General features: G+C 67.1%; 11 protein-coding genes. 4 read left to right on the top strand and 7 right to left on the bottom strand.

All coding sequences use genetic code 11. From position 1 onward, the window contains the following. Positions 1 to 10: 10 nt before the first annotated feature. On the bottom strand, positions 11 to 1438 hold the full coding sequence (locus PJW05_RS21940; RefSeq protein ID WP_271409060.1) for a di-heme oxidoreductase family protein: 1428 nt from the start codon (positions 1436 to 1438) through the stop codon (positions 11 to 13). A gap of 311 nt (positions 1439 to 1749) precedes the next feature. After that, the gene (locus PJW05_RS21935; RefSeq protein ID WP_271409059.1) at positions 1750 to 3090 is read right to left on the bottom strand and encodes an imelysin family protein; all 1341 of its coding nucleotides are present in this window, start codon (positions 3088 to 3090) and stop codon (positions 1750 to 1752) included. Between the two features lie 204 nt (positions 3091 to 3294). Here PJW05_RS21935 and PJW05_RS21930 point away from each other — a divergent pair, with 204 nt between their 5' ends. Continuing rightward, complete coding sequence (locus PJW05_RS21930) at positions 3295 to 3867, top strand: LemA family protein (protein WP_271409058.1); 573 nt, start codon at positions 3295 to 3297, stop codon at positions 3865 to 3867. Between the two features lies 1 nt (position 3868). After that, positions 3869 to 4771, top strand: a complete 903-nt coding sequence (locus PJW05_RS21925) for a GIDE domain-containing protein (protein ID WP_271409057.1) — start codon at positions 3869 to 3871, stop codon at positions 4769 to 4771. Between the two features lie 157 nt (positions 4772 to 4928). Here the strand turns inward: PJW05_RS21925 and PJW05_RS21920 are convergent, their stop codons facing one another. The 4 genes from PJW05_RS21920 to PJW05_RS21905 all read right to left on the bottom strand — a co-directional run bounded on the left by PJW05_RS21920 (position 4929) and on the right by PJW05_RS21905 (position 9084). Further along, positions 4929 to 6995: a putative bifunctional diguanylate cyclase/phosphodiesterase gene (locus tag PJW05_RS21920; protein WP_271409056.1), complete on the bottom strand. Its 2067-nt coding sequence runs from the start codon at positions 6993 to 6995 to the stop codon at positions 4929 to 4931. A gap of 287 nt (positions 6996 to 7282) precedes the next feature. Continuing rightward, on the bottom strand, positions 7283 to 7864 hold the full coding sequence (sodB, locus tag PJW05_RS21915) for a superoxide dismutase [Fe] (RefSeq protein WP_215379733.1): 582 nt from the start codon (positions 7862 to 7864) through the stop codon (positions 7283 to 7285). Between the two features lie 204 nt (positions 7865 to 8068). Then, a complete protein-coding gene (locus PJW05_RS21910) occupies positions 8069 to 8671 on the bottom strand; it encodes a LysE/ArgO family amino acid transporter (protein ID WP_271409055.1) in 603 nt (200 codons plus the stop codon). Between the two features lie 5 nt (positions 8672 to 8676). Beyond that, a complete protein-coding gene (locus PJW05_RS21905) occupies positions 8677 to 9084 on the bottom strand; it encodes an ACT domain-containing protein (protein ID WP_271409054.1) in 408 nt (135 codons plus the stop codon). Positions 9085 to 9183: 99 nt separating this feature from the next. Between PJW05_RS21905 and PJW05_RS21900 the strand changes: the two genes are divergently transcribed. After that, complete coding sequence (locus tag PJW05_RS21900) at positions 9184 to 10080, top strand: LysR family transcriptional regulator ArgP (RefSeq protein WP_271409053.1); 897 nt, start codon at positions 9184 to 9186, stop codon at positions 10078 to 10080. Between the two features lie 48 nt (positions 10081 to 10128). Here PJW05_RS21900 and PJW05_RS21895 read toward each other — a convergent pair whose 3' ends face one another. Then, positions 10129 to 11172, bottom strand: a complete 1044-nt coding sequence (locus PJW05_RS21895) for a saccharopine dehydrogenase family protein (RefSeq protein WP_442969267.1) — start codon at positions 11170 to 11172, stop codon at positions 10129 to 10131. A gap of 183 nt (positions 11173 to 11355) precedes the next feature. Here PJW05_RS21895 and PJW05_RS21890 point away from each other — a divergent pair, with 183 nt between their 5' ends. Then, entirely contained in the window at positions 11356 to 12345 is a 990-nt protein-coding gene (locus PJW05_RS21890) for an NAD-dependent epimerase/dehydratase family protein (RefSeq protein WP_271409051.1), read from the top strand. The last annotated feature ends 12 nt before the right edge of the window (positions 12346 to 12357 follow it).

Genomic DNA, 12357 nt, shown 5'->3' with positions numbered 1-12357 from the left:
GCAGGGCTCCTTATAGCGAATTCAGGAAGGCCAGCAGCGCGGCACGCTGCCCGGCGTCGTAAGTCAGTACGTGCTGCTTCGCCGCTTCGGCTTCGCCGCCGTGCCAGAGGATGGCTTCCAGCAGGTTGCGCGCGCGACCGTCGTGCAGGAATTGGGTATGTCCGTTGACCGTTTCGGTCAGGCCGATGCCCCACAGCGGTGGGGTGCGCCAGTCTCGCCCGCCGGCCTGGAACTCGCCACGGCCGTCGGCCAGGCCTTCGCCCATGTCGTGGAGCAGCAGGTCGCTGTAGGGACGGATCACCTGGTTGGCCAACTCGGGTTCGGCGGCGTCGGCCGCGGTCGTGAAACTGGGGGTGTGACAGGCCTGGCAGCCAGCCCGGTGGAACAGGCCCTTGCCATCCAGCACCTGCGGGTCGTCCACCTGGCGCCGGGCCGGCACGGCCAGGTTGCGGGTGTAGAACAGCACCAGGGAGAGGATGTTGTCGCTGACTTCCGGCTCGCCGCCATTCGCCGCGCCCTTGCAAGCGGTCTGCGCCGCCGTGCAGTCATCCTGCGGCAGGGGCGCGGTGGTCAGCCCCATATCACCAGAGAAGGCGTGAAAATTCTGTTGATTCAGGCTGGGCTGGCCGGCCTTCCAGCCGAAACGGCCGAGCACCGTCTTGCCGGCGGCATCGTCCCAGACCTGGTTGGCGCGGCCACGGATGCCGTCGCCGTTGGCGTCGTCCGGGTCGGCGTTGGCCAGGATGGCGGATTCGGGAATCGCTTCCAGCAGGCCCAGGCCGATCATGGGCGGGGCGACGCGGGCGGAAAACAGGGTGTCCGGGTGCATCGGGCCGTAGCCCAGTTGGGTGATCTGCAGGCGCGGTTTGCGCAGCTCGACCGTGGTGCCGTCGGCGAAGGTCACCGGCAGCGCGTCGTAGCTGACCCGCACCTTGCCTTCGGGCTCGACGCCGGGAATCGACACGTCCTGCAACTGTCCGCCGTACACCGGTTCCGGCACCACGCCGAGGCGCTCCAGTTGCCGGGCATGTTCGGCGGAGGCATCCGCCGGGATCGACAGGCGCACCAGCATCGACACCGCGTTGTTCGCCCCGGGCGCCGGTGGATGGCCACGGCCATCCTTCACGTGGCAGTTCTGGCAGGCATTGGTGTTGAACAGCGGCCCCAGGCCGTCGCGGGCGGTGGTGGTGGACGGCGCGATTACCCAGGGATTGCGGAAGAAGCTGTTGCCCACGCTGAAGTCCAGCCGGCGCGAGGGCGTCAGGTTGGCCGAGGGCATGGAGAAGGCGTTGTGGTCGAACTGGCGCACGGTGGCGGCGCCGCCGGACAGGTGCTCGCCGGGTTCGGCCTGGGTGAACGTCGGCCCGTCGTCGCAGGCGCTGAGGCCAAGGGCCAGCAGCAGCGGTGACAGGCGGCGGAGGGCCGGTGGAGCGAGCATTGGCGAGGTCCGATCGGCGGGAAAGAGGCGGGCAAGCTTATCAGGAGTGAGGGCCCTGAATAAGAGGGATTTGCGTTTGGCGTGCGGCCCTGGCCAGGACCGTGGGGCGGATCTGAGCGGTGTCCGTGGGGGCGAATTCATTCGCGATGCAGGCCGCAGGCTCGCCAGGACGCCCTGTTGGGGCCGCTGCGCGCCCCTTGGCGAATGAATTCGCCCCCACTGGAAGAGCGGCCCCAACGGGAAAAACGCTTCGGACATAAAAAAGCGGATGCGGCACTGGGCCGCATCCGCTCGGGTTACCGCGGCGTCGATCAGAACTGGTGATCGGCGTTGTCCGGCTTCAGGTCGGTGATGCCCAGCTTGCCGGCGGCATCCTCGATGGCGCCGGTCTGCTTGACCAGGGCGGCAATGGCGTCACGTACCAGTTGCTGGCCGGCGGTGTTGTCGGCGGCGATCAGCTGGTCGAAGTGCACGTCCTTGTCGGCGCTGTCCACCAGGGCTTGCAGCTTGCCTTCGGTGGCTTCCAGGTCGGCCTTCAGAGTGGTGTCGGTCTGGGCGTCGACCTTGGCCACCAGGGAGGACAGGCTGGGACCGGTCAGGGTGGTGCCGTCGACCTTCTTGTACTCGCCCAGGTACACGTTGCGGATGCCCTTGCCGTTGTAGAAGTGCGAGTTGTGGGTGTTGTCGCTGAAGCAGTCGTGCTCGTCTTCGGTGGAGTTGGCTTCCAGGGCGACCTTCATGCGCTCGCCGGCCAGTTCGCCGAGGGACAGGCTGCCCATGCCGAACAGCATCTTGCGCAGGCCGTCCTCGGCGGGCTCGGCTTCCAGCTTGGCGCGGTAGTTGTCGGCAACGCCCGGCTTCCACTGGCCGACCATGAACTCCAGGTCGGACACCAGCAGGTCGGTGACGGCCTTCAGGTACTCGCGGCGACGCTCGTTGTGGCCACCGGTGGCGCCTTCGCCGACCACGTAGTCGGTGGCGGGACGGTTGCCGGCGCCCGGGCCGGTGCCGTTCAGGTCCTGGCCCCAGAGGAGGAACTCGATGGCGTGGTAGCCGGTGGCGACGTTGGCTTCGGATCCGCCCAGCTCGTTCAGCTCGGCCAGCTTCTCGCCGGTGATCTCGGTGACGTCGATCTTGTCTTCGCCGACCTGGATGGTGGTGTTGGCGATGATGTTGGCGGTGGCGCCGGGGTTGCCCAGGGCGTGCTGGTAGTCACCGGCGACGTAGTCGATCAGGCCTTCGTCCAGCGGCCAGGCGTTCAGTTGGCCTTCCCAATCGTCCACCACGGCATTGCCGAAGCGGAACACTTCGCTCTGCATGTAGGGCACGCGGGCGGCCAGCCAGGCTTCGCGGGCGGCCTTCAGGGTGTCGGCGTCGGGCTTGGCGAGGAAGGCGTCCACGGCCTTCTGCAGGTTCACGCCGGTGCTGTGGGCGTCGGTGAAGACGGCCAGGGCGAGGTCGGCGTAGTGGGCAACGACTTTCTTGGCCTCGGCCTCGTCGACCTTGCCAGCGACGGCCGGCGCCGCTGCAGGGCTGGTGGCGGCCGGTGCGGCGGCTTGCGGTGCGGCGGCGTCTTTCTTGTCGTCACCGCAACCGGCGAGGGAAATGGCGACGGCGAGCAGGCTGGCGGTGGCCAGGGGCATACGAATCATGGGCGAGGTCCTTTGCTTCTGGATGATGGCAATGTGGAGTTGCGCATTGAAAACCGCAACATAATGCGAAAGATTTTCATTTTTGGAAAGGAAGGATGTCATCGGGTGTTTCGCACAGGCTGAGCACGATGTCTCCGCACGCCGGGGCAAACGCCATTAGAATCGGCGCAGCCCCATGACCCGCAGCCTGAAGGAGAAGCCTGCATGAGTCTGACCAGCGTCGCCCTGATCGTGGTCCTGCTGTTGATCGCCGCCTACGCGGTGGTCCTCTACAACGCCCTGGTGCGCCTCAAGCACGGCGTCGGCAAGGCCTGGTCGAACATCGAGGTCCTGCTCAAGCAGCGTCATGACGAGCTGCCCAAGCTGGTGGAGACCTGCAAGCAGTACATGCAGCACGAACGCACCACCTTGGAGCGGGTGATCGCTGCCCGCAACGCCGTGGCCAGCGCCCGCGAAAAGGGCGATGTCGGTGCCCTCGGCCAGGCCGAAAGCGGTCTGCGTTCCGGCCTCGGGCAGCTCTTCGCCCTGGCGGAGAACTACCCGCAGCTCAAGGCCAACGAGAGCTTCCAGTTCCTCCAGCAGCGCATCAGCGGCCTGGAAAACGGCATTGCCGACCGCCGCGAGCTGTACAACGAGGCGGTGAACCTGAACAACGTACGCATCGAGCAGTTCCCGGACGTGATCATCGCCGGCCTGTTCGGCTTCAAGGCTGCCGAGTTGCTGGAGTTCAGCGAGGCCGAGAAGGCCGACGTCGACCTCAAGAGCCTGTTCGGCTGAGATGGCCGTGGATGTGGCGGGGCTGGCCATCAGCCTGGGATTCAGCCTCGGCGCCTTCGCCGGGGGTGGCTGGTGGTGCCTGCGCCGGCTGGCACAGGCGCGGCTGCTGCTGGATACCCCGACCTCGAAGATCCGCTCCGCCGCCCAGGGCTATGTGGAGCTGTACGGCATCCTGCATGTCCAGGGCGACGGCCCACTCAGCGCACCGCTGACGGGCAAACCCTGCCTCTGGTGGCGTTACCGCATCGAGGAGTACAGCGAGAGCGGCAAGAGCAAGAGCTGGCGGGTGGTGGACAGCGGCGTCAGCGACGCCTGGCTGCGCCTGGCCGACGCCACTGGCGAGTGCCTGATCGATCCGCGCGGCGCGGAAGTGCGCCCGTCGTCCCGCGACGTCTGGACCGGCAATTCCCGTCATCCCCGTGGCCTCGCCACCGGCGGCCTGCGCGCCTGGATCGGCGGTGGCGAATACCGCTACACCGAGGAGCGTCTGCAGGCTGGGGAGCCGCTGTACGCCATCGGCGACTTCCATACCAGCGGCGGTGGCCGCCAGGGATTGGACCTCGCCTCCGCCCAGGGGGCGGTGATCCGCGAGTGGAAGGGCGATTTCGCCGGCCTGCTGACGCGCTTCGACAGCAATGGCGATGGTCAGCTGGACGAGGCCGAGTGGGGCCGCGTGCGCTTGGCTGCCCAGTTGGAGGCCGAGGACCGCCACCGCCAGACGAGCGCGGCGCCAGCGATGAACCACATGCGCCGGCCGAAGGAATCCCAGCCCTTTCTGTTGTCCAGCCACGGCGAGGATGTATTGGCCCGGCAGTTCCGCTGGCAGGCGCTGCTGGGCGCGGTGCTTTGCGTGGGCGGGGCGGTGGCGACGGTCTACCTGCTGCGGGTGACCGGGCTGATGTGAAGCCCGCCCCAGGTGATGGGGTTCGCTTCGCTCGACCGCATGCTGCGGACGGCTATCGGGTGCGACCCCGCAGGATGGGCAGAACCCGCGAAACCCATTGCTCTATTGCGCGCTGCGTGCGCGAATCCGCCGCTGCCCGGCCACAGGCTGCGAGTGCCTAGAGCGTGGCGGGGTTGGACGCCGCGTTGGTCAGGCGCCGGGCCTGCTTGAGGTAGAGGGTGAGTTCGCGGGCGGGCAGGGGTTTGCTGTAGAGGTAGCCCTGACCCTCGTTGCAGCCTTGGGCGATGATGTAGGCCTCCTGCTCGGCGGTCTCCACGCCTTCGGCGATCACCTGCATGCCCAGGCTGCGCGCCAGCTGGATGATGGCGCGGACGATGGTGGCGTCGTCCTCGTCTTCCAGCACGTCCTGCACGAAGCTTTTGTCGATCTTGATCTTGTCCAGCGGCAGGCTCTTCAGGTAGCTCAGGGAGGAATAGCCGGTCCCGAAGTCGTCGATCGCGATCAGCGCGCCGGAGCGGCGCAGGCTCAGCAGGTGCTGGGCGGCGGTGGAGATGTCTTCCATCAGGCCGGTTTCGGTGACTTCCATTTCCAGGCTGCGCTGCGGCAGGCGATAGACCTGCAGCAGGTTGTTCACCACCCGCGGCAACTCCGCGTGGTGCAGCTGCACGGTAGACAGGTTGATGGCCATGCGCAGCTCGCTGAAACCCTGGTCATGCCATTCGCGCAGCTGGCGGCAGGCCTGGTCCAGCACCCATTCGCCGATGGGGATGATGGAGCCGTTCTGTTCGGCGAGGGGGATGAACAGGTCCGGCGGGACGAAACCGTGCTGCGGATGCTGCCAGCGCAGCAGGGCTTCGACGCCCACCACGCGGTGGTCGCGGTAGTCCACCTGGGGTTGGTAGACCAGGTGCATTTCGCCGCGATTGAGGGCTTCGCGCAGGTCCTTTTCCAGTTCGCGGCGGCGGCGCATCTCGCTGTCGACGCTGGCGATGTAGAACTGGTAGCGGTTGCGCGAACGGCTTTTCGCCAGGGTCATGGTCTGTTCGGCTTTCTGCAGCAGCTTCTCGGTGCTGTCGCCATCCTCGGGGAAGAGGGTGATGCCGATGGTGGCGCGCAGGCGCACTTCCTGCTGCTCCAGGGAGAAGGCCAGTTCCAGGTCGTCCAGCACGCTTTGCGCCAGTTCGGCGGCCTCGTAGGGCTGCTCGATATCGGCCTGGACCAGGGCGAACTGGTCGCCCCCCAGGCGGGCCAGGGCGCCGAGCCGGCCACTGTGACCGCGCAGGCGGTCGGCCAGGGCGATCAGCAATTGGTCGCCGGTCTGGTAACTGAACTGTTCGTTGACGCCCTTGAAATCGTCCAGGCCGACGCAGAGCACCGCCACGCGGCGCTGCAGGCGTCCGGCGTCTTCGAGGATCTGGTCGAGTTGCTGCTGCAGCTGCTGGCGGTTGGGCAGGCCGGTGAGGAAGTCGTACTGGGCCATGCGCAGCAGGCTGTTCTCGGCTTCGCGGCGCAGGTGCGTGTTGCGTTCGATGGAGGCCAGCAGGTCGTTGGCGGTGGTTATCCACAGGCCCAGTTCGTTCTTCTCGTTGCCCTTGAGCATGGGCAGCTTGTGTTCGCTGGGGCGGTCGGGGTTGATGCTGGAGAGGTGCTCGATGATCTTCGACAGCGGCTTGGTCAGCAGCCAGTGGTACACGAGGTAGAGCACCAGGCCCATGGCCAGGGCGCGCAGGACGCCGGAGATGAAGATGATGACCGAGCTGGTGACGAAGTCCTCGCCGTAGGGCGCGGTGTCGAGGGTGATGCTGAGGTCACCGTAGTATTCGCTGTAGGGGCTGCGGCCGACCAGTTGGGTGGTGAAGGTCTGTTCCTTGCCGAGGATGGGGTCGGTCATCCAGCGGGTCGGCAGTTGCGTCAGCGGCCGGTCCTTCTCCGCCAGCATGGGCTCGTTGGGATGGCCGATGGAGGCGTGGCGCACCGACTCATGCTGGAACAACCCCTCGATGACCTGCATGCCCATCTCGCGGTCCAGGCTGTAGACGGCCTGGGTCGAGGGGTCGCGGAACATGCCGAGTATCCGGTTCGCGTCGTTGGAAACGGCCTGCCGGGTCTTGTAGACATCGAACACGATTTGCGCGCAGCTCAGCACCACACCGACCACCAGTGCGGACAGTAACACCACGCGCAGCAGCTTCAGCGACAAGCTGTGTTTGAGATCCAGCTTCAAATGGAGATTCCTTGTTCGATGCCGCGGGCGTCAGACGGATGTGAGTATTGGCAAACACGCTCTGGCCGTCAAAGGGCCAGTATGCGAATGCCACTATTCGATCTGACGGGCCGTTGCCGGCGCTCGTCCTTTCACCGTCAGCCTGCCTATATGTCGGTGTGAACTTGACCGAGCTTGAGGGCGGTGCCCGACAATTTTTCCCTTGTACCGCAAGAAGGCGACGAACGACGCGCAAAAATGAAGAAACCCGGCGAATGGCCGGGTTTCTGTTACCGCTGGTACGGGTCTCAGGCTGCGTAGTTCTTGGCTACGAAGTCCCAGTTGACCAGGTTCCAGAAGGCCTCTACGTACTTCGGACGCAGGTTGCGGTAGTCGATGTAGTAGGCGTGTTCCCAGACGTCGCAGGTCAGCAGCGGGGTGTCGCCGCTGGTCAGCGGAACGCCCGCGCCGATGGTGCTGGCCAGGGCCAGGGAGCCGTCGGCCTTCTTCACCAGCCAGGCCCAGCCGGAGCCGAAGGTGCCGATGGCGGTCTTGGTGAACTCTTCCTTGAACTTGTCGAAGGAACCGAAGGCGGCGTTGATGGCATCGGCCAGGGCGCCGGTGGGCTGGCCACCGCCGTTCGGGCTCAGGCAGTTCCAGTAGAAGGTGTGGTTCCAGATCTGGGCTGCGTTGTTGAAGATGCCGCCGGAGGAGGTTTTGATGATCTCTTCCAGGCTCTTGCCTTCGAACTCGGTGCCCGGAACCAGGTTGTTCAGGTTCACCACGTAGGCGTTGTGGTGCTTGCCGTGATGGTATTCCAGGGTCTCGGCGGACAGGTGCGGCTCGAGGGCGTTCTTCTCATAAGGCAGCGGCGGCAATTCGAAAGCCATGTCTATCTCCTTCATCAGGTCGGGATTTTTGCGCCAGGCGCGGGGCCGTTCACGGTCGGCCGAGAATGCGGCTGCGAGTTACTACTCGTCTTGCCGCGAGCCCCGGATCATAGCACCGGCCCTGGGGCTTAACCACGCAGCAAGTGTGTGGTTAAGCCCTGGCCATTGGCTCTGGCGCGGCGTTCCCGTCCGGACCCGGGTGGGTCAGATGCCACTCACCAACTGGGCCGCCATGGCGAACATCATCAGTGCCACCGCCAGATCGAGCAGGCGCCAGGTGGCCGGTCGCGCCAGCCAGGGCGCAAGCCAGGCGGCGCCGAGTGCCAGGGCGAAGAACCACACCAGCGAGGCGCTGGCCGCGCCCAGGGCGTAGGCGCCGGGGACGGTTTGCTGGGCGCCGAGGGAACCGATCAGCAGCACGGTGTCGAGGTAGACGTGGGGATTCAGCAGGGTCACCGCCAGGGCCGCCAGCAACACGGCGCGGCGCGAGCGCGGCCCGGCCTCGGCGGACTGGTCGAGGACGCCGGGGTTGAGGGCCCGGCGCAGTGCCTGCACGCCGTACCAGAGCAGGAAGGCCACCCCGCCCCAGCGGGCGACGGCGAGCAGCAGCGGATTCTGCGCCAGCAGGGTGGCCAGGCCGAAGACCCCGGCACTGACCAGCAGCGCATCGCACAGCACACAGAGCGCGGCCACCGGCAGGTGGTGCTCGCGACGCAGGCTCTGGGCGAGGACGAAAGCGTTCTGCGCGCCGATGGCGATGATCAGGCCGGCCGCCATCAGCAGGCCGTTGAGGTAGCTCTGCCACATGGCGCTCACTCCGTCTGGGCGTTGGCCGCCAGGGCCCGCAGGGTGGACAGGGCACGCTCGGCGTCGGTGCTGGCGACGAACAGGTGATCGTGGAAGTAGCCGGCCACCACGTTGCAGCTGATACCAGCCTGGGCCAGGGCGCCGGCGAAGGCGGCGGTCAGGCCCACCGCGCTGAGGGCCGAATGCACCTCCAGGGTGATCCAGGCGGCGACGAAGTCGTAGGCCAGGCCCAGGCGTTCGGCCTCGCCGCGTTCGAGGATCGCCGTCAGCCCTTCACGTTCACGGAAGCTGCCCAGCGGCACGCAGCCTTGCAATTGGGCAGCGTCGTCGAGGGTGCAGAACACGTACTGGCCGGGGTTGAGCGTCGGCGACATTTCGCGGATCAGGGTGGAGAGGGCGGTTTCGCCGGCCATGGTGCTTTCCTTCGGTGGGCGGTGGGGATGTGGCGAGTCTGGGGTGCAACGCTGTATAAGGAAAACGAATCTTGCTGATCTCTCATTAGGAAAACTGATTTGTTCGACTACAAGTTGCTGGCCGCCCTGGCGGCCGTGGTGGAGCAGGGCGGCTTCGAACGCGCGGCCCAGTTGCTGGGGTTGTCGCAGTCGGCGGTATCGCAGCGGATCAAACTGCTGGAGGCGCGGGTCGGCCAGCCCGTGCTGGTGCGCGCCACACCGCCGGCGCCTACCGAGGTGGGCACGCGCCTGCTCAACCATGTGCAGCAGGTGCGCCTGCTGGAGCGCGACCTGCAGCGGCAGGTACCGGCCCTGGAAGAGGGCGGCATGCCGGAGCGCCTGCGCATCGCCCTCAACGCCGACAGCCTGGCCACCTGGTGGGCCGCCGCCGTGGGGGATTTCTGCGCCGAGCAGCGGGTGCTGATGGAGCTGGTGGTGGAGGATCAGGAAGTGGGCCTCAAGCGCATGCGCGCTGGCGAGGTGGCGGCCTGTGTCTGCGCCGCCGAGCGTCCGGTGGCCGGCGCCCGCAGCCTGCCACTGGGCGCCATGCGCTACCGGGCCCTGGCCAGCCCGGCCTTCATCGCGCGGCATTTCCCCAGGGGGGTGACGCCGGAGGCCCTGGCCCGTTCACCGGCCATCGTCTTCGGCCCGGACGACCTGTTGCAGCACCGCTACCTGGCGGCGCTCGGGGTCGAGGGCGGGTTCGTCCACCACCTGTGTCCCTCGTCCGAGGGTTTCGTGCGCCTGACCGAAGGTGGCCTGGGCTGGGGGCTGGTTCCGGAGCAGCAGGTGGGCACGCAACTGGCTCGCGGCGAGTTGCAGGAACTGATTCCCCAGCGCCCCATCGACGTGCCGCTCTACTGGCACCACTGGCGTCACGGCGGCGAATTGCTCGGCCTGCTCACCGACCACCTGGCCGCCGCTGCCGGCCGTTGGCTGGTGCCGCTGAAGGAATGACGCGCGAGGGCCCAGGATTTCCGCCGGCCTTCGAGCCCCTGCGGGGGCTCAGGGTGCGAGGCGGATCGCGCCGGAACCGGGCAGTTGCTCCACGCAACGCGCCCCCAGCAGTTGCGAGGGCGTGAAGTAACCGCCGTCGCCCTGGTAGCCCAGCAGGTGCTTCACCGCATGGAGCACGCCATGCACCGTCACCTGGTAGCCGTTGGCGGTCTCCAGGTAGGCGGTGCGGCGTTCCCCGGCGGCATTGCGCACCTCGCCCCAGACCCAGGTGGGGCTCCGCTCGCGGCTGGCTTCGTCCGGCCCACGAAGGCGCCGCGTCACCAGGCTCTTCAGTTGACCCTGCAGCCACTCGCCGGCGAGCAGGCCGCGCAACGGGTCGATCAGGCGCATGCCCAGCGCTACGGTGCTGGGAGTCGGCAGGTAGACCTCGATATTGGGAATGCCGGTGGAGTAGAACGCCGTGGCCACATCGCCCCAGGGAATGGTCACCGCGGATTTCGGCCCACGGCCGAAGTCGATTTCACGGCGCCGGTGGCCCAGGGGAACCGGGCGCAGGCGACCGTTCTCGCGCACCTGGCCGCCCAGGGCCAGGCCCTCGATGCTGGTTCTGGCGGTGCCGGGCGACAGGCCGCTGTCGGAGTCGAACCCCAGGGCCAGGTGGGTGGCGTCCGGCAGGGCGGCCTTCAGGCAGGCGGCCACGCAGTCGGTGGGAATGACGTCGAAACCCACGCCGGGGCAGACCACGATACCCGCCTGCCGGGCCGCCGCGTCCTGGGCATGGGCGAGGGCGAACACAGTGATTTCGCCGGTGATGTCCAGGTAGTGGGCGCCACTGGCGAGGCAGGCCTGGATCATCGGCGTACTGGTGGCGGAGAAGGGACCGGCGCAATGGGCGACCAGCGAGACGCCCTCCAGGCGTTCGGCGGCGTGGGCGGGGTCGTCGAGGCCGAACACCCGGGTCGGCAGGCCGAGGCGGCTGCCCAGGGCTTCCAGCCGGGCGGGGTCGCGGCCCGCGAGGATCGGCGTCATGCCTTGCCGCAGGGCGTGCTCGGCGACCAGTTGGCCGGTATAGCCGTAGGCGCCATAGATCATCCAGGTGTGCGTGCTCACTGCGCGGTTCCTTGACGGTGGATTCGCAGACAAAGGTAGCCCACGGGCGGGAACGATGGCCGGGGACAGCGTTCAGAGTCGTTCCATTGGCTCGCGATGCCACTCCTGGCTGATGCCGGGGCTGCTAGAGTCGCGGGCATCACGAGGCGTACCAAGGGGCCATTGATGAAGATTCTGGTAACCGGAGCAAGCGGGTTCATCGGTGGGCGATTCGCCCGTTTCGCACTGGAACAGGGGCTGGAGGTGCGGGTCAACGGCCGCCGGCCGGAAGGGGTGGAGCACCTGGTCAAGCGTGGCGCCGAGTTCATCCAGGGCGACCTGTCGGATACTGCGCTGGTCCAGCGCCTCTGTCAGGGCGTCGATGCGGTGGTGCATTGCGCCGGGGCCGTGGGCGTCTGGGGCAAGTACGAGCATTTCCACCAGGCCAACGTCCAGGTCACCGAGAACGTGGTGGAAGCCTGCCTGAAACAGCAGGTGCGGCGTCTGCTGCACCTGTCGTCGCCGTCGATCTACTTCGATGGCCGTTCCCATGTGGGCATCCACGAGGAGCAGGTACCCAAGCGCTTTTCCGACCACTACGGCGCCACCAAGTACCTGGCCGAGCAGAAGGTCTTCGCCGCCGAGGAATTCGGCCTCGAAGTCATCGCCTACCGGCCGCGCTTCGTCACCGGCGCCGGCGACACCAGCATCTTCCCGCGGCTGATCGCCATGCAGCGCAAAGGCCGTCTGAGGATCATCGGCAATGGCCTGAACAAGGTGGATTTCACCAGCATGCAGAATCTCAACGACGCCCTGTTCAGCGGCCTGCTGGCCACCGGGCCGGCGCTGGGGCAGGTCTACAACATCAGCAATGGCCAGCCGGTGCCGCTCTGGGACGTGGTCAACTACGTGCTGCGCAAACTGGGCGAGCCCCAGGTGACTCGCCACGTGCCCTACGGCCTGGCCTATGGTGCGGCACTGCTCAACGAGTCGGTCTGCAAACTGCTGCCGGGACGCCCGGAGCCCTCGCTCTACCGCCTGGCCGTGGCGGTGATGGCCAAGGACTTTTCCCTGGATATCAGCCGCGCACGCCAGTACCTGGACTACGAGCCGCGGGTGAGCGTCTGGACCGCGCTGGATGAATTTTGTGCCTGGTGGGGCGCGCAACGGCCCTGAGAGGCCGTTGAA

The organism is Pseudomonas sp. Q1-7 (assembly GCF_028010285.1).
Lineage (GTDB): Bacteria > Pseudomonadota > Gammaproteobacteria > Pseudomonadales > Pseudomonadaceae > Metapseudomonas.
This window is presented reverse-complemented; position numbering and strand designations above follow the sequence as displayed.